Consider the following 16,166-nt stretch of genomic DNA (forward strand, 5'->3'; position numbering starts at 1 on the left):
AGAGGGAAAACGATGATCTTCATTACCGTGAAGTTCCGCATCAAACCGGAATCGGCCGAGCAGTGGCCCCAGATCGCCGCCTCGTTCACCAACTCCACCCGCCGCGAACCCGGCTGCCTGTGGTTCGACTGGTCCCGCAGCGTCGAAGACCCCAACGAGTACGTGCTCGTCGAAGCCTTCCGCGACGGCGAGGCCGGCGCCGCCCACGTCAACTCCGACCACTTCAAGCAGGCCCAGCGCGACCTCCCGCCACACCTGGCCGAAACCCCGCGCGTCATCAACACCACCGTCGACCAGGACGACTGGTCCGAACTCGGCGAAATGGCCGTCGACTGAACCCGACGCCAAACGACGAAGAGGGGGCTACCGGCACGCACCGCCGGCAGCCCCCTCCTTCTGCCTCCCGACCCCACGGTGGCCACGTCGCGGACGACACCGCCCGCGGCGTGGGTGCCGTCCGCGGGCGGTGCCCGCGCACAACCCGTCACCGCCGGGTATAACGCGCCATGATCACACCCTTGCCCGTCGGAACGCTCCAATCGAGCTCGAACTCCGTCAACGGAGCAGGTCCCTCGAACAACCGCGCGCCACTGCCCAACGTCAGCGGATGAATCAACAGCACGTAATGGTCGATCAGACCCCCGGCGTGCAGACTCCGCACCAACGACACGCTCCCGTTGATCGACAGATCCTTCCCCGGCCGCGCCTTGAGCCCCGCCACCATCTCGACCGCCTCACCACGCAGCAGAACCGAATTCCGCCACGCATCAACGTCCGGCAAGGTCCGCGACACGACGTACTTGGTGGCCGCGTTCATGTGCGCGGTGAACGGGTTCCCATCGGTTGCCCGCCCCCACGCCGCGCAGAAGTCCTGCCAGGTCCTGCGCCCGAACAACATGTCCCGAGGCTCGGCCATGACCTTGCCCAGCTCGCGGGACATCACCTCGTCGTTGTAAGCCGGGCCCCAGCCCCCGTGCGCGAAACCCCCACGAGTGTCCTCGTCCGAACGCCCAAGACCTTGAACGACGCCATCGAGCGTGACGAACACCGTGGCCGTGATCGAACGCATCGCCCCACATCCTCACGAATCTGTGAACCGTTCCGCACGGACAGACCCCGCACAGCCGCGCAACTCATCGCCCGAGAGCACCCGCGCAGCCACCGGCAACTCGAACAAGGTCACAGTACTGGCCATCCGGACGCGCGGCGCACTGCGAGCCACTCGCTGCGGGCACCGCCGCGTGGTCCGGGCCGCCACCCGGCCGCACCCACCGCACACCAAGGCCATCCCGATCCTGCTCGCCCCGGAGCGCCGGTCTGCTGCTGCGCCCGCACGCGCACGATCACACCACCGAGGCAGCACCGGCCGTCCCCAAACGGTCGGCCACCGCACGAGCGGTATCCATCTCGGCCCCATCCACGACCGGGCACAGCACGACATGATCGGCCCCGGCGGCCAGATGCTCCCGCACCGACGACGCGATCGCCTCCGCATCACCACCAGTGGCCACCGAATCCACCAGAGCATCGCTGAGCCCGACGACATCATCGTCGGCGAAGCCCATCCGCCGCACGTTCGACGCGTAACCCGCTGCATCGCCGAGCAAGAAACCCATCGGAACGCGCAGCGCATCCCGCGCCCGAGCAACATCGGAATCCAACGCCACGAGCTCGCAGACCACCAGCACGGCCTCGGGCCCCAGCACATCCCGAGCCCACGAGACGTAGCCGGGCGTCACCAGCATCGTCACCGCACCCGCCGCCCGGTCCCGAGCCAGGGCGAGCTTGCGCGGTCCAAGAGCAGCCACCAAACGCCCCGGGACCCCAACACCGCAGGCATCGAGCCGGTCCAAGAACTCCCGATTGGCCGACAACGTCCGGGAACCGAGCCCGAGCATCAGACGCCCCGGCTGCTCGACCTCCACCGCACAGCGCAAAGCGACGACCTCATCGGCACCGTAGACATCCAGCGGAATGATCGCCGGGGCGACCGCGACCCGGCGCGTGGCGCGCACCATCTCGGCCAACGGTTCCAGGCTCGACAACTGCCCACCCAGCACCCAGACGGCCGAATAACCCAACCGCTCGGCCTCCGCCGCCCGCTGAGCATGCCCACCATCCGCGCTCACGCTCAGCGCGATACCCACCTGCCCCAACTCGACGGCCGCCATGACCAGCCCTCCAACGCGATTACCGTTCCACCGCAAAACGCTAGAACTTCCACTTAACTCGAGGTCAACTACGCGGTGGTTCGGTTCCGCGGGCCCGGCGACCGGTGAACCCACGCCCGTGTCCGTCAGCGGCCAAGGCGCGACACGTGCCGGCCCGGTGGGGAAGTGGTGCCGCGCCACGACGACCAGAGCCGATCCCGCCCCGGACTTCGCCGACCATCGTGGCCGAGATCAAACGGGGAGAGGTGTCGAACACCCTTGCGGTCTACGGACCCGGACGAAGAGCCAAGCTCAAAGCCAGATCGATTGCCGAGGAGCCGATGGCAGGGGAGAGCTGTGCCGACGTTTCCCCGTCCGACAGGGGAATCGAGGTCGCGGCGCGCTGGGCAAACCCGAGTTGAGCCGCTCGGCCGTTGCGGCGACGGTGCCTTCGAGGCTGCGGGCGCAGCAGAGCCGCTGGCTGTATCGCGTTCTCCGTCGCTTTGATGACGCAGCTGAGAACGCGCCAGCGGGCGTCGCCATCGCTGCCCATGCGCCGGATCGTCACGCGATGACGGGTCGGTGTTTGTTCGATTGGTGTCGGGTGGAGCGCTTCTCAGGGGCGGTCACGCCTGGAGGGGAGCCGCTCGAATCATTGACTTAACATAATGTACATTATCGGCTTTTTGGTGATGATCAATACGGAGGCCGAGAGCGGTTGTCAGACGTCCACATCGACGCTTCGAAGCCGTCCGGTGGCGCCGCCGGATCGGTCGGCGCGGCACGCGGGTGGCGCTGGCGCTCGTCGACCGGCGAGGCGCCGGCTTGCTCGTGCGCGATGCCGGGCGTTGGTGCGCGGTCTGCGGCTGCCGGGTCGGCGCGCTGGAGCTTTCGCGTTCGGCTGGATGCATCGCTGTTGAACCCGGGTGTCCGTCGGCCCCCGGCGGGTCGGTCGGCTGCTGCCCTCTTCTCAAAGGTCGGGCGCCCAACCGCTATTTACGTCACTGTGACGCAAATGGGCTGGTCGGATCGGGTGCGCTGGCAGGGTGCCGAATCGGCGTCTGTCGCGTGTTGATCAGCGGCTATCGCTGGAGCCGGTCATCGAGTCGGCGCAACGGCTCGGACCGGAAGACTCAGGTGGAACGGTCGGCATCACGCAGCGGCCTCACCGGACGGGTGCGTCCGAACACGAACGGCTGCCGGTGGAACGGTTCCCACGATCCCCTGGTTCACCAGCCACCACTCGCCCGTTCGTCTCCGAATGATGGATAACGTAGATTATCCACGAAATTGATAAAGTCCCCTGAAGATCAACTTTGCAGCGGGCGTCCTCAGCCCACGCCCGAGCTCGCCAAACTCATTGCCCGGTCCGGCTGCCCATTCGTCCCCGTGGCGGTCTCCCTCCCCTCGCCCACACCGGCGTGCGCGTTCCCGGCTGTTCCCCTCCCCGGCCGTGAGCCAGCAACGGACACCTCCCTCGCCTACCCCCGTCCGGCCGAGTGCGCTGCACCACTGCCCCTCGCACATCCGTAGGCCTGCTCGACCGCTCGCCACGGGGCGGGGCGCCGGGCAGCGCTCGGGCCGGTCGCTACGACCCTGCCGGGTTGCTTGTGCGGTTGGGTTCTTGCCGGGGCGCGGCGGCGTGTCAGTGTTGGGCGGTCGGTGAGTCCCAGCGGTGCGCCGGTCGGACCGCCGCGGGGTCGGGTGGTCGTCGTCGCAGGAGGGCTTCGTTGGGTCGTTCGAGTCTGGTGCAGGTCGCCCGGGACGTCTTCGTCGGTGCGGGCACCGCCGTGAACTGGGTGCTGGTGCGGGAGGGCTCGGACCTCACGCTCATCGATGGTGGTTATCCGGGCGATGTCGCTGCGGTGGAGGCCTCGATTCGCGAGCTCGGTCGCGATCCGCGGGATGTTCGGGCGATTCTGGTGACGCATGCGCACGTCGATCACCTGGGCGCGGTGAATCCGTTCCACGCCCGCTACGGCACTCCGGTCTACCTGCATCCGGTGGAGGTGGCGCATGCGCGGCGGGAGTATCTCGAGCAGCTGACGCCGCGCGAGCTGCTGCCGCGGTTGTGGCGTCCGAGGGTGTTGCCGTGGGCGGTGCGGGTGTTGCGCGCGGGGGCTGCTAGAGATGTGGCCGCGCCGCACGCGGAGCCGTTCTCGGTCGGTGGGGCGTTGGATCTGCCGGGTTCGCCGGTGCCGGTTGCCACTCCCGGGCACACCTCGGGGCACACGGCCTACCACTTCCCCGCTGCCGGCGCGGTCGCCACCGGGGACGTGCTGATCACGGGTCATGCGGTGTCGCGCACGCGGGGGCCGCAGTTGATCGCGCCGTGGTTCGACCACGGTGATCGCGGTGAGATCCGCGCGGGGCTCGCCGCGTTGGAGGATCTGGATGCCGAGGTGGTTCTGCCCGGTCATGGTCCGGTGCATCACGGGCGGGTCGGTGAGGCGGTCCGGCGGGCTTGCTCGGCGTCGTGACGGGGTCCTCGGGTGCGGTCGGCCGGTGGTGGGCTGGCCGCTCCCCTGCGTTGGTGCGTGCGTGGTCGACGGTTCAGGGGCGCCAGCGGGGTTGGTAGCCGGGGCGGTCGGTGTAGGGCAGGCCGAGGAAGGCTTTGGTGGGACAGCCGCGTTCGTCTTCTCGGGGGTAGGTGTCCTCGAGGGTGTCGCAGGGTCCGCTTCCGGCGCCGCAGTGCTGGTGGATGGTCAGCAGGCGGGTCTTGAGTTCGCATTCGCGGAAGCCGCGGATGGCGGTGAGGACGCCGGCGTTGGGTTGTGCGGTGGCTTTGCCGGTTTCTTCGTCGTGCCTGGCTTGCCGGAGGAGTTCGAGGTCGATGTCGAGCTGGCGCCGCAGGAAGCGGACGAAGCGGTTCATGGGTCGGGGTGTCTCCTGTCGGTCCCGTGGTGGTGATCGTTCTTGGTGGGGATGCAGGAGCGGGTCGGTTATGACGCGGTGACGGGTCTCTTGATCGTTCGTGAATGACTGACGTGGTGTGGCGGTTTGTTGCCAGGAATTTCCGGGTTTCTGGTTCTGGCTCGTAGCGTGTCGAATTCCGGGGGCTGCGGCCCTGTTTCGATACGAGTGCGGGAGCGGATGATGGCGCTGGGAGAGGTGCGCGTGGCGCGTCGGGTGCTGCTGGCCGGTGGGCTGGCGGCCACGGCGGTGACGGTGAGCGGGATGCCCGCGGTGGCGGGTTCGCGGCGGATGGCTCCGTCGATCGCGTCGACGGCCGATTGGGACGCGCGGGCGGCTTCGGGTTCGATCCAGGTGCTGGACTCGAAGCCGACCAAGATCGTGGTGCATCACACGGCGACGCCGAACGCCGAGGACACGTCGCAGGCACACGCTTTCGAGTTATGCAGACAGATACAGAACTACCACATGGATTCGAACGGCTGGATCGACACGGGTCAGAACTTCACCAACTCGCGTGGTGGGTATCTGATGGAGGGTCGGCACCAGTCGCTGGCGGCGTTGCGGGGCGGTTCGCAGCACGTGCGGGGTGCCCACGCCGGGGAGCAGAACTCGGTGGCGCTGGGCATCGAGAACGAGGGCACCTACACCGAGGCGGCGGTGCCGTCGGCGTTGTGGAGCTCGCTGGTGGAGCTGTGCTCGTACATGGTCGCGCAGTACGGGATCGCGGCCGGCGAGATCTACGGGCATCGGGATTTCATGGCCACGGCCTGCCCGGGTGCGGTGCTCTACGGGCGGTTGCCGGAGTTGCGCGCGCAGGTGGGTGCGCGGACGGGATCGCCGGTGGTGCAGCCGGTGACGTGGCCGTTGGTGGTCCCGGGTGCTTCGGGGGATGTGGTTTCGGCGTTGCAGTTGCTGTTGCGCGCGCGGGGTTTCGGGGTGCCGGTCGATGGTGTCTTCGGGGCGGGCACGGTGCGTGCGGCGGAGGCTGTGGTGCGTCGGCGGGGTGCTGCCGAGGGGTCGTGCTTGGCCGCGCGGGTGGTTGAGCCGGGTTTGTTCGGTGGCCAGGCGTGGCTGGAGGTGACTCCGGAGTTGGTGCGGGGTGCCGAAGGTGACGCGGTGCGGGCGGCGCAGGTGTTGTTGCGTGCACGTGGGGTGTCGATGTCGGTGGACGGGGTTTTCGGGGATTCGATGGTCTCGGTGGTGCGTGAGTTTCGGGGTTCGCGGGGTCTGGTGGCCTCGGGTGTGGTCGATGAGGTGGTGTGGCGGTGGTTGTTGTCGTGATGGCGCGTTCCCTGCCCCTGCGCGTGGTTGTGCGGGGGCAGGGTTGTGCCTAGGCGCGGGTGATGCGCAGGGTGCGGATTTCGAAGGGGCGCAGGTGTTGTTGGGTTCCGGGGGCTTCGGGTTCGTGGGTGGGGCGTTCGAGCAGGTCGGTGCGGGTCAGCGAGGTGGCGGTGAAGCTGGTGCTCAGGTGTGTTCGGGCTTGGGCGCCGCGGGATTCGTAGAGGCGGACGATGAGGTCGCCGCTGTGGTCGTCGGCGAGTTTGACGGTTTCGATGATGGTGTTGGGGTTGTCGAGGGTGACCAGTGGTGTCACGGGGTGGGTGCCGCGGGTGGTGCGGGGTGCGATGTTGATGCGGTAGCCCTCGCGGACGGCGTCGGGGATGTCGGCGCCGATGAGCAGGGCGTAGTTGAGGGTGTGGTGGCCGTGGTCGGTGTCGGGGTCGGGGAATCGGGGTGCGCGGAGCAGGGATAGGCGCACTGTTGTGGTGGTGCCGCCGTTGTCGCGGGTGTGGCGGGTGACGTCGTGGCCGTAGGTGGAGTCGTTGAGCAGGGCGTGGCCGTAGCCGGGTTCGGCGACGTGCAGGAAGCGGTGGGCGCAGATTTCGAAGCGGGCGGCGTCCCAGCTGGTGTTGCTGTGGGTGGGCCGCATGATGTGGCCGAATTGGGTTTCGGCGGCGCTGCGGTCGGCGTGGACGTCGAGGGGGAAGGCGGCTTTGAGGAGCTTTTCGCTTTCGTGCCAGTCGATGTCGGTGGTGATGTCGATGCGTTTGGTGGCTTCGTGCAGGCGCAGGGTTTGGGTGAGGGTGGAGTCGCCGAAGCTGCGGTGGATGTGCACGGCGTCGTCGGTGAGGTCGATGGTGTCGGTGTCGGTGAGGTCGTGGACGGTGTGGCGGTAGAAACCGTCGATGTCCCAGGCGTCCCAGTGGTTGGGGTGGTCGGGGTGGATTTGCAGGAGGTTGGCCGGTCCTGCGAGGGCTTCGCGGTCGGCCTGGTGGTCGATGACGGACGTCAGCAGGCCGCGGGTGTCGAGGGTGGCGCGGATGAGGCCGTTGTCGAGGGTGGTGGTGCCGTCGGGGTGGCGTTGGGGTGTGGTCGGTGCGGGTGGGTTGGTGGTGGTGGCGCCGTGTGCGGGGATGTCGTGGCGGGTGTGGGGTGTGGCGTTGAAGGTGATGGGGGTGTTGCCTTCTCCGGTGAGTGCGGTGGTGGCGCGGGTGATGATGTCTTCGAGTTCGGTGGCGATGCGGGCGTAGGTGGTTTCGGCTTCGCGGTGGACCCAGGCGATGGATGAGCCGGGCAGGATGTCGTGGAATTGGTTGAGGAGGACTTGTTTCCAGAGGCGGTCGAGTTGTTGGTGGGGGTAGGTGGCGCCGGTGTTGATGGTGGCGGTGGTGGCCCAGAGTTCGGCTTCGCGCAGGAGGTGTTCGCTGCGTCGGTTGCCTTGTTTGGTGCGGGTTTGGGAGGTGTAGGTGCCGCGGTGGGCTTCGAGGTAGAGCTCGCCGGACCACACGGCGGGGTGTGGGTGGTCGTTTTCGGCGGCGGTGAAGAATTCTTCGGGGGTGTGCAGGGTGACTTGGGGTGAGCCTTCGAGGTCGTGGGTGCGGTAGGCGCGTTCGAGCATTTCGCGGGTGGGTCCGCCGCCGCCGTCGCCGTGGCCGTAGGCGAGCAGGGAGTGGCGGGTGTGGCCGTGTTCGGTGAAGTTGTGTTGGGCGTGGGCGAGTTCGGCGCCGGTGATCTGGGCGTTGTAGGTGTCGGCGGGTGGGAAGTGGGTGAACACGCGGGTGCCGTCGATGCCTTCCCAGTGGAAGGTGTGGTGCGGGAAGCGGTTGGTTTGGTTCCAGGAGATTTTTTGGGTGAGGAACCAGCGGGAGCCGGATTGGTGGATGAGTTGGGGCAGGGCTGCGGAGTAGCCGAAGGAGTCGGGTAGCCAGACGTCGCGGGTTTCGATGCCGAATTCGTCGAGGAAGAAGCGTTTGCCGGTGATGAGTTGGCGGGCGAGGGCTTCGCCGCCGGGCATGTTGGTGTCGGATTCGACCCACATGCCGCCGGTGGGGACGAATTGGCCGGTGGTGGCGTGGTGTTGGACGCGTTCGTAGAGCTGCGGGTGGTGGGTTTTGATCCATTCGAGTTGTTGGGCTTGCGACATGGCGAAGTGGAAGTCGGGGTGATCGCGCATGAGGGTGGTGGCGTTGGCGATGGTGCGGGCGATTTTGCGGATGGTTTCGCGGATGGGCCAGAGCCAGGCGGAGTCGATGTGGGCGTGGCCGACCGCGGAGATGCGGTGGGCGCTGGGGTGTGCGGGGGCGGTGAGGGCGTCGGTGAGTTGGGCGCGGGCTGCGGTGGCGGTTCCTGGGATGTCGTGCAGGTCGAGGGTGTCGAGCATGCGTTCGAGGGCGCGGAGGATGTCGTGTCGGCGGGGTGCGGTGGCGGGGAGTTCGCGCATGAGTTGGTCGAGGACGTGCGCGTCGTGGTAGAGGGCGGTGATTTGGGGGTCGCGGATGCTGAGGTCGGCTTGTTTGAGGTGGTAGAGCGGTGCTCCGGTGGTGGTTGGTTTGGTGCCGAGGTCGGTGGGTTGGAAGCCGCGGGTGCCGAGGATGTCGGGGTTGGCGGCGGCTTCGACGTAGAAAATGCGGGTGCCTGGGGTGTCGGGCAGTTCGAGGTGGGTGTTGAGGGGGTTGAGGCCTTTGAGGGGTTGGCCGTCGGGGGTGTAGGCGAGGCCTTCGCATTGGAAGCCGGGGCGTTCGTCGGCGGAGCCGAGGTTGATGCGGGCTTCGATGGTGTGGCCTTGCCAGGTTTCGGGGATGTCGGCGGTGAAGCGGAACCAGGCGGTGCCCCAGGCGGGTCCCCAGGGGGTGCCGATGTCGGCGGGTTGGTAGGTGGCCGCGAGGGCGTGGTCGATGTCGACGGGTTCGCCGGGGGTGTGCCAGACGGCGGCGGTCAGGGGTCGGGTGTGGGTGTGCTGGGCGGGGTGGAGGCGTTGGTGCAGGACGCGGTCGAGGCGTTGTTCGACGATTCGGCGGTCATCGTGCATGGGGGTGCGCTCCGGGGTGGGGTGCTCGGTGGGTGATCATGTTGGCACGCGGGTGGGGTTGTTCTGGGGCGTCGATGCTGGTCGGTGGTGTTTGCGGTTGCCGGGTGGTGGGCTCGCACGCATGCTCTGCGTGTCGTTCGTCGTTTGTCGTTTCGGTTGAAGGGGTGTGTGTCATGGCGGTCTGCGAGGTGTGCGGGAACGATTACTGGATGAGTTTCGAGGTGCACACCGTCAGCGGTGGGGTGCACACGTTTGATTCGTTCGAGTGCGCGGCGCAGCGGTTGGCGCCGCAGTGCGAGCACTGCGGGTGCCGGATTCTGGGGCATGGTGTGGAGGCCAGTGGGCGGTTCTTCTGCTGTGCGCACTGCGCGCGGCAGTCGGATGTGGCCATGGTCGGTGAGTTGCGGGATGCGGTGGGGGCGCATCCGGGCTGAGTGGCCGGGTTCGGGTGGCGTGTGAAACACCAGACGATCTCGTTACCGTTTCGTTATATTTCGCGAGAAACATCGCGGTCACCTGCGACGATATGCGGAGTGAGACGGTTTGACTCGCCCGGAACGCGGGGTCTTTCAGGGCCCGGGACTTGACAGCGAGCAAGCGCGCCGTCATCGCATTATCCCTTGGTGAGTAGTGGAGGACTCCCGAATGACCGGTCTGGTTCACTGGCTGGGTGGTATGGCGCGCGAGATGGAACGGGCTCGCGCGCAGATGCGTCACCCCGGTTCGCAGCCCACCCGCACCAGCGGCTGAGCACGAGCGCACGCCGAGACTTCGCGGTCCCGCAGCCCTACGGGGTGCGGGACCGCTTCGCGTGCGCTCCCCTGCCCCACCCGCGTGCTGTGCGAGTGTGGTGGGCGTGGACGAGGTCGTGGAGCGGTTGCGGGTGGCAGGGTGCGTGTTCGCCGAGGACGAGGCGCGGCTGCTGCGCGCCGAGACCGGTGGTGATCGCGCGCGGCTGGAGGACATGCTCGCCGAGCGGGTCTCCGGGGTTCCGCTCGAGCAGGTTCTCGGGTGGGTGTCCTTCGCCGGGGTGCGGGTGCGGATGGCTCCGGGGGTGTTCGTGCCGCGCCAGCGCACCGAGCTGCTGGTGCGCACGGCCTGCGAACGGGTCGAGCCGGGCGCTGTGGTGGTCGATGTGTGCTGCGGCAGTGGCGCGGTGGCCGCGGCGTTGCTGCGAGCCCGTCCGGGGTTGCGGGTGTGGGCCTGCGATGTCGATGAGCGGGCGGTGGCCTGCGCGCGGCTGAATCTGCCGGGTGCCGAGGTGCGTGGCGGGGATTTGTTCGAGGGTTTGCCCGCCGGGTTGCGCGGCGGGGTGCGGGTGATCACCGCCAACGCGCCGTACGTGCCCAGTGGCGCGGTGGGGGCGATGCCGCCGGAGGCGCGCGATCACGAGCCGCTGGTGGCCCTCGATGGTGGCGATGACGGGTTGGCGGTGCAGCGGCGGGTGGCCGCCGAGGCCGGGCGGTGGTTGGCCCCGGGTGGGTCGGTGCTGATCGAGACGGGGTCCGATCAGGCGGCCCGCACCGCCGGGTTGCTCGACGGTGCGGGCCTGGTCTCGCGGGTCGTGTCGTGCCCGGAGCGGGAGGCGACCGTGGTGGTCGGGACTAGCTGAGGCCGTCGCGGTGCTTGGCGGCGAGGTTGAGGTATTGCTCGACGGAGAGCTTGAGTCCGGCTTGTTCCTCGTCGGTGAGTTCGCGGCGGACCTTGCCGGGGGTGCCTGCCACCAGCGAGCCGGGTGGGATCTCGGTGCCTTCCAGCACCACTGCCCCGGCGGCGATGAGGCTGCCCGCGCCGATGCGGGCGCCGTTGAGCACGACAGCGCCCATGCCGATGAGGCTGCCGGTCTCCACGGTGCAGCCGTGCAGCACCGCGCGGTGCCCGACGGTGACCTCGGGGTGGATGTGGGCGGGGAATCCGGGGTCGGCGTGCACGACGCAGCCGTCCTGGATGTTGCTGGCCGCGCCGACGGTGATGTCCTCCTGGTCGCCGCGCAGCACGGCCGTGTACCAGATGCTGGCGCGTTCGCCCAGGCTCACGCGGCCGATGAGGCCGGCCGAGGGGGCCACGAACGCCGAGGGGTCGACGGTGGGGCTGATGCCGTCGATGGTCACGGTCTGCGGTGCGGTCACGCTGGGTCGTCCTTTCGGTTGTCGCGCTGGCCGTCGAGCCGGGCCAGCGCTGCGTCGGTGTGTTCGTCGACCGCGTCCTCGATGCCGTCGAGGACGCGGTGGGTGGCCAGTTCGGCCAGGAGTGCCTCGGGTTCGCCGGTCTCAACGATCTCGAGCAGGCGGGCGTGACGGGCGATGTCGCCGGCGTCTGCGGTGGCGGTCAGCGGGAGGACTCCTCGCGTCGGTCGTGTCCGGCCAGGTCCACGATGGAGCCGTCCAGGTAGGCCGGGGCCTCGCCGGTCGGCGGCCTGGTGCACGTGGTTTCCAGGGCGGTGCGACGCGTTCGACGAGGCCGGAGTGCTTCGGGGTTCGGGGCGGTCACGCTGGCCGCGGTCTCCTTTCACCCGGCGAATTCTCGGGGTGATCCTAGGCGGTGTGCGGCTGGTCGACTCGGGGGCCGATGTCAGCGAGGTGGAAACCCGCCAGCGGCGACCCGGTGCGCGCGACCGGCCCGTTGCTGGGGTCGCACGCCTCCCCCTTTTTCCCGCGCACCGCGTGCTCCGCGGGGTTGGATCTCGAGCTCTCGAGACCGAGCTGGGGCGCGCGTGCTCGACCGGCTGCTGGGTTCGGCCGACGTACTGGTGCAGAACCCGCGGGCCGGGGCGCTGGTGGTGCTGGGTTCGGTCACCGATCGGCCCGTCGAGCACGCCCCGCTGACGATGCGGGCGAGCAACGAAGCCGTTCGGCGTCCGCGGGTGAGCGATCCGCCCGGCGGGGGGCGATCCCGCGCGCACGGTCTTCGGCGGCGATGACTTCGGCAACGGGGTGCGGGCGTTCCTGTCGAGGACTGCGCACCGGGTGCGGCGGCACTAGTCGGGGTCGCCGCGCGGGGGCGCGAGCAGTGCGGTGGCCTGCTGCGAGGTGGTGTCGGTGAGTTCCTCGTCCAGCAGCAGCCACCGGGTGGGTTGGCAGGCCTGGAGGAACTGCAGGTCGTGGCCCGCCAGTACCAGGGCCCCGCGAAACGAGGCCAGGGCGCTGGTCAGGGCCGCCACGCTGGCCCGGTCGAGGTTGTTGGTGGGTTCGTCGAGCAGCAGCAGCTGGGGTGCCGGTCTGGCCAGCAGGACCGTGGCCAGAGCGGCCCGCAGGCGTTCGCCGCCGGAGAGCGTCGCGGCGGTCTGATCGGCGCGCGTGCCGGAGAACAGGAACCGGGCCAGGTGGCCGCGCAGCTCGGTGGTGGTCAACTCGGGTGCGTGGTCGGCGACGTTGTCGGCCACGGTGCGCGCGTCGTCGAGCACGTCGAGGCGTTGCGGTAGCAGCCGCGCGGGCACCGGCACGTTGACCTGTCCTTCGGCGGCGGCGAGGTGTCCGGCCAGCAGCCGCAGCAGGGTGGTCTTGCCGGCGCCGTTGCGGCCCAGCAGCGCGATGCGTTCGGGGCCCTGCACGTCCAGGTCCAGGCGCGCGCGGCTGCCGTGCGGCAGTCGCGCGCCGCGCAGGGTGGCCACGGTGCGGCGGGCGGGCACGGTGGTCTCGGGCAGTCGCACGCGGATCTCGGGGTCCTCGCGCACCCGCCGTTCGGCTTGTTCGCGTCGGCGGCGGGCGGCTTCGGCGCGGGCCTGCTGCACCGCGTGCAGTTTGCCCGCCGATTCCTGCGCGGCGCGTTTGCGCGCTCCGGCCACGATTCTGGGCATGCCGTCGGCGGTGGCTCTGCCCGCTTTGTTCCTGCGGGCGGTGCGAGCGCGGGTTTCGGCGAGTCCGCGGTGGTGCTCGCGTTCGGCGGCCTCGGCGGCGCGCAGGTCTCGCTGCGCGGCCTGCTGGCTGGTGGCCAGTGCCTGTTCGTAGGACGAGAGCCCGCCGGTGTGCAGCGACAGCTGCCCGTCGCGCAGTTCGGCGATGCGGTCGACGCGTTCGAGCAGTTCGCGATCGTGGGTAACCACGATGAGCACGCCCGCGGTCCAGGTCTCCAGCGTGTCGCGGACCCGCTGGCGGGCCTGCGGGTCGAGGTTGTTGGTGGGTTCGTCGAGCAGCAGCACCCTCGGGCGCGCCAGCAGCAGCGCGGCCAGGTGCAGCAGCACGACCTGCCCACCGGAGAGCTCGCCGACGGTGCGGTCCGGGTCGATGCCGTCGAGGCCGAGCTGGGCGAGGGTCCAGCGGGCGCGTTCCTCGACGTCCCAGTCCTGCCCGATGGTGTCGAGGTGGTCCTGGGTGACCTCTCCTGCCTCGATCGCGGCCAGCGCGCGCCGCTGTTCGGCGATGCCCAGGGCCTCGTCGACGCGCAGCGTGACGTCGAGGGTGACCTGCTGGGGCAGGTAGGCCGGTGCGGCGGTGGTCACGACCTGCCCGGAGGTGGGGGTCAGTCGTCCGGCCAGCAGCCGCAGCAGGGTGGATTTGCCGCTGCCGTTGGTGCCGATCAGGCCGGTGCGGCCGGGGGCGAAGCCGGCTGTGAGGTCGTTGAGCACCGGTGTGCCGTCGGTGAAGGCGAAGCTCAGCTGCGCGCAGGTCACCGGGGTGGGTGCGGGTGGTGTCATGGGTGTTCGCCTTCGTGCGGGGTTCGCGGGGGCTCCGGGAGAAGGGCGCACGCGAGCACCGCGCGGCGAGAACACGCGACAGCGAAGTGCCGAAGTGTCCTGCGGCCGAGGTCGCCTCCACGCGGGGGCCGGCGCGCGAGCGTGTGCTCGTGCGGGTCCTCGGGCCGGTGTGGCGGCCCGTGCGCGCGGTGTTCGCGAACCTCAGCTGAGCATGCTCGACCTCGAAGGGCAGGTGGCAGGACGCCGGTGATGCTACCGGTTTCCCGGTGGCCGGTCGCGTGAATTTCGCGCGGCTACCGGGTGCGGGCCAGCTCGGCCAGCGCGGCCACGGTGCGCCAGTTGCGGCACGTCACCGGTGTGCCCAGGTGCTTGTGCAGGCGCGCGGTGGTGAGCGTGCTGCGGCCGAGCCCGTCGGGATAGTGCAGGCAGATCTCTCCGCAGCGCAGGGTGGCGCGTTCGTTGCCTGGAATGGGCATGGCCGCGAGCTGCTGCGGGGTGATCGCGGCCAGCGGGAAGGCGACCTGCAGGTGGGTGTGGTCGGGGTCGTGGGCGGCGTCGGGGTGCCCGGCGGTGGCCAGTTCGAGCAGGTGCTCGCCGGTGCGGACCATGACCGCGGTGTTGAGCCCGTCGCGGGTCAGCAGCTCGCCCAGCGCGGTGGCGGCCTGCGCGGCGCTGGGGTGCTCGGAGTCGAACACGACGTTGCCGCTGTTGAGGTAGGTGCGTGCGTCGTGGCCACCGGCGGCTTCGGTGAGTTCCCGCAACCGGTTCATGGGCAGGCGGGCGCGGCCTGCGAGGTTGACCGCGCGCAGCAGGGCGATGTACGTGTACACGCCCGCTGATGCTGCCACTCGGGCGCGGGTGCGGCCGTGCTCAGCCGCGCGCCTCGGCCACCGCGGCGGTCACGTCCTCGCGCAGGGACACCATCGTGGACAGGCCGGTGATCTCCAGCAGCTTCGCGACCGGGCCATTGCCGGGCACCACGAGCAGGGTGCAGTCGCGCTGGCGGCATCGGCGTTGCGCGGTGATCAGCAGTTCCATCGCCGCGCTGGAGGCGAAGGTCACGGTGCTGAAGTCCAGCACCACGGTCTGCAGGCTGGCCGCTCGCAGCCGCTGGCGGATCATCTCGGTCACCCGCGGCAGGCTGGCCAGGTCGATCTCGCCGCCGATGCGCACCACCACCACACCTGGGGCGGGCCATTCCACCGACAGCCGCGACGTCGCCTCGTGGTGCGCGTGCCCGAGCACCGCGTCGGCGGGCGGGCGCGGTTGCACGAGCGAGTGGTCTTGTTGCCACGCGGGAACCGGGGTGTCCTGTCCGGCTGCGATCACCTGAAACTCCCTGGTGTGGGTTCGAGGCTGCGGCCTACGACATCCACCACGTTAAGCACGCCTCGCCATGCCGACAAGCACTGGCTCTTTCGTGTGAACCGCGGTTTTCGCGGTGCGGCCACCTCTGCAACGCGGGCCATCCCCTACCGTGCACCCTGACCCGAACAGCGGGCTCGCTCCAACCCCGGGAAAGGGCGCATGAACACCGAGCCGCCATTGCTGCTGGCGCTGGATTTCACCGGCACCTTCGCCTTCGCCCTCAACGGCGCCCTGACCGCGGTTCGCGCCACCCGCCTGGACATCGTCGGCGTGCTCACCCTCGGCATGATCACCGCCCTCGGCGGCGGCATCCTGCGCGACCTGCTCATCGGCCAGACCCCGCCGGGGGCGTTGCAGGACTGGCGCTACCTCGCGGTGGCGCTGGGCGGGGCGCTGGTGGCCTTCGCGCTCGGCCAGTGGCTGCACCGGCTGGAAACCCCGATCAACGTGCTCGACGCCATCGGGCTGAGCACCTTCGCCGTGCTCGGCGCGAACAAAGCCGTCGAAGCCGGTCTGGGCATCGGGCCCGCGATCATCCTCGGCGCGATCACAGGTGTCGGCGGCGGCACCATCCGCGACACCCTCATCGGCCGCATCCCCTCGGTGCTGCAGAGCGACCTCTACGCGATCCCCGCGCTCATCGGCGCGGCCCTGACGGTGGCGGCCTTGCACACCGGCCTCTACGGGCTGCCGGCCGCGCTGGCGGCGGCCGCGGTCTGCTTCCTCGTGCGCATGATCGGAGTGCACTTCGGCCTGCAGGCCCCCGCGCCCCCGGGCGGACGCGCCTGAC

General features: G+C 69.6%; 16 protein-coding genes. 8 read left to right on the forward strand and 8 right to left on the reverse strand.

Annotated features, from left to right (window positions below):
- The first annotated feature begins 12 nt into the window (after positions 1–12).
- On the forward strand, positions 13–336 hold the full coding sequence (locus ABD289_RS16395; protein ID WP_344132890.1) for a putative quinol monooxygenase: 324 nt from the start codon (positions 13–15) through the stop codon (positions 334–336).
- 148 nt (positions 337–484) lie between these two features.
- On the opposite strand, the gene ABD289_RS16400 is transcribed toward ABD289_RS16395, so the two are convergent.
- Together ABD289_RS16400 and ABD289_RS16405 are read right to left on the reverse strand one after the other, a co-directional pair.
- The gene (locus ABD289_RS16400; protein WP_344132893.1) at positions 485–1,069 is read right to left on the reverse strand and encodes a dihydrofolate reductase family protein; all 585 of its coding nucleotides are present in this window, start codon (positions 1,067–1,069) and stop codon (positions 485–487) included.
- A 274-nt stretch (positions 1,070–1,343) separates the two neighbouring features.
- A complete protein-coding gene (locus tag ABD289_RS16405) occupies positions 1,344–2,171 on the reverse strand; it encodes a TIGR03620 family F420-dependent LLM class oxidoreductase (RefSeq protein ID WP_344132897.1) in 828 nt (275 codons plus the stop codon).
- A gap of 1,709 nt (positions 2,172–3,880) precedes the next feature.
- On the opposite strand from ABD289_RS16405, the gene ABD289_RS16410 reads away from it, so the two are divergent.
- A complete protein-coding gene (locus ABD289_RS16410) occupies positions 3,881–4,630 on the forward strand; it encodes an MBL fold metallo-hydrolase (protein WP_344132900.1) in 750 nt (249 codons plus the stop codon).
- 73 nt (positions 4,631–4,703) lie between these two features.
- Here the strand turns inward: ABD289_RS16410 and ABD289_RS16415 are convergent, their stop codons facing one another.
- Complete coding sequence (locus ABD289_RS16415) at positions 4,704–5,024, reverse strand: DUF6221 family protein (protein ID WP_344132904.1); 321 nt, start codon at positions 5,022–5,024, stop codon at positions 4,704–4,706.
- A 222-nt stretch (positions 5,025–5,246) separates the two neighbouring features.
- Here ABD289_RS16415 and ABD289_RS16420 point away from each other — a divergent pair, with 222 nt between their 5' ends.
- Complete coding sequence (locus tag ABD289_RS16420; protein WP_344132907.1) at positions 5,247–6,347, forward strand: peptidoglycan recognition protein family protein; 1,101 nt, start codon at positions 5,247–5,249, stop codon at positions 6,345–6,347.
- Between the two features lie 49 nt (positions 6,348–6,396).
- On the opposite strand, the gene ABD289_RS16425 is transcribed toward ABD289_RS16420, so the two are convergent.
- Positions 6,397–9,375: an alpha-mannosidase gene (locus ABD289_RS16425; protein ID WP_344132910.1), complete on the reverse strand. Its 2,979-nt coding sequence runs from the start codon at positions 9,373–9,375 to the stop codon at positions 6,397–6,399.
- A gap of 173 nt (positions 9,376–9,548) precedes the next feature.
- Here ABD289_RS16425 and ABD289_RS16430 point away from each other — a divergent pair, with 173 nt between their 5' ends.
- Both ABD289_RS16430 and ABD289_RS16435 read left to right on the forward strand, forming a co-directional pair.
- Positions 9,549–9,809, forward strand: a complete 261-nt coding sequence (locus ABD289_RS16430; protein WP_344132913.1) for a Prokaryotic metallothionein — start codon at positions 9,549–9,551, stop codon at positions 9,807–9,809.
- Positions 9,810–10,225: 416 nt separating this feature from the next.
- Positions 10,226–10,987 carry a putative protein N(5)-glutamine methyltransferase gene (locus ABD289_RS16435; RefSeq protein ID WP_425564714.1) on the forward strand — a complete coding sequence of 254 codons (762 nt, stop codon included), beginning with the start codon at positions 10,226–10,228 and terminating at the stop codon, positions 10,985–10,987.
- Here the strand turns inward: ABD289_RS16435 and ABD289_RS16440 are convergent.
- Positions 10,980–11,504, reverse strand: coding sequence for a gamma carbonic anhydrase family protein (locus ABD289_RS16440; protein ID WP_344132919.1), 525 nt, complete (start codon positions 11,502–11,504; stop codon positions 10,980–10,982). The genes ABD289_RS16435 and ABD289_RS16440 overlap by 8 nt on opposite strands.
- Between ABD289_RS16440 and ABD289_RS16445 the strand changes: the two genes are divergently transcribed.
- Both ABD289_RS16445 and ABD289_RS16450 read left to right on the forward strand, forming a co-directional pair.
- Positions 11,495–11,767 carry a hypothetical protein gene (locus ABD289_RS16445; RefSeq protein ID WP_344132922.1) on the forward strand — a complete coding sequence of 91 codons (273 nt, stop codon included), beginning with the start codon at positions 11,495–11,497 and terminating at the stop codon, positions 11,765–11,767. The two genes, ABD289_RS16440 and ABD289_RS16445, sit on opposite strands and share 10 nt — an antisense overlap.
- 321 nt (positions 11,768–12,088) lie before the next feature.
- Entirely contained in the window at positions 12,089–12,295 is a 207-nt protein-coding gene (locus tag ABD289_RS16450; RefSeq protein ID WP_344132925.1) for a hypothetical protein, read from the forward strand.
- 57 nt (positions 12,296–12,352) lie between these two features.
- Here ABD289_RS16450 and ABD289_RS16455 read toward each other — a convergent pair whose 3' ends face one another.
- From ABD289_RS16455 to ABD289_RS16465, 3 genes are all read right to left on the reverse strand, one after another.
- Positions 12,353–14,008: an ABC-F family ATP-binding cassette domain-containing protein gene (locus ABD289_RS16455; protein WP_344132928.1), complete on the reverse strand. Its 1,656-nt coding sequence runs from the start codon at positions 14,006–14,008 to the stop codon at positions 12,353–12,355.
- A gap of 293 nt (positions 14,009–14,301) precedes the next feature.
- Entirely contained in the window at positions 14,302–14,838 is a 537-nt protein-coding gene (locus ABD289_RS16460; RefSeq protein WP_344132931.1) for a DUF1697 domain-containing protein, read from the reverse strand.
- Between the two features lie 40 nt (positions 14,839–14,878).
- Positions 14,879–15,337 (reverse strand): STAS domain-containing protein, encoded by a 459-nt coding sequence (locus ABD289_RS16465; protein ID WP_344132934.1) that lies wholly within the window; start codon positions 15,335–15,337, stop codon positions 14,879–14,881.
- A 198-nt stretch (positions 15,338–15,535) separates the two neighbouring features.
- Here ABD289_RS16465 and ABD289_RS16470 point away from each other — a divergent pair, with 198 nt between their 5' ends.
- Entirely contained in the window at positions 15,536–16,165 is a 630-nt protein-coding gene (locus ABD289_RS16470) for a trimeric intracellular cation channel family protein (protein WP_344132938.1), read from the forward strand.
- Position 16,166: the final 1 nt, after the last annotated feature.

The sequence above is a fragment of the Saccharopolyspora halophila genome (assembly GCF_039531955.1).
GTDB lineage: Bacteria > Actinomycetota > Actinomycetes > Mycobacteriales > Pseudonocardiaceae > Saccharopolyspora > Saccharopolyspora halophila.

Coding starts and splice junctions, on each gene's coding strand:
- ABD289_RS16430 (WP_344132913.1), top strand. CDS start 9,549: ATGGCGGTCTGCGAGGTGTGCGGGAACGATTACTGGATGAGTTTCGAG.
- ABD289_RS16420 (WP_344132907.1), top strand. CDS start 5,247: ATGGCGCTGGGAGAGGTGCGCGTGGCGCGTCGGGTGCTGCTGGCCGGT.
- ABD289_RS16405 (WP_344132897.1), bottom strand. CDS start 2,171: ATGGCGGCCGTCGAGTTGGGGCAGGTGGGTATCGCGCTGAGCGTGAGC.
- ABD289_RS16395 (WP_344132890.1), top strand. CDS start 13: ATGATCTTCATTACCGTGAAGTTCCGCATCAAACCGGAATCGGCCGAG.
- ABD289_RS16470 (WP_344132938.1), top strand. CDS start 15,536: ATGAACACCGAGCCGCCATTGCTGCTGGCGCTGGATTTCACCGGCACC.
- ABD289_RS16415 (WP_344132904.1), bottom strand. CDS start 5,024: ATGAACCGCTTCGTCCGCTTCCTGCGGCGCCAGCTCGACATCGACCTC.
- ABD289_RS16400 (WP_344132893.1), bottom strand. CDS start 1,069: ATGCGTTCGATCACGGCCACGGTGTTCGTCACGCTCGATGGCGTCGTT.
- ABD289_RS16425 (WP_344132910.1), bottom strand. CDS start 9,375: ATGCACGATGACCGCCGAATCGTCGAACAACGCCTCGACCGCGTCCTG.
- ABD289_RS16455 (WP_344132928.1), bottom strand. CDS start 14,008: ATGACACCACCCGCACCCACCCCGGTGACCTGCGCGCAGCTGAGCTTC.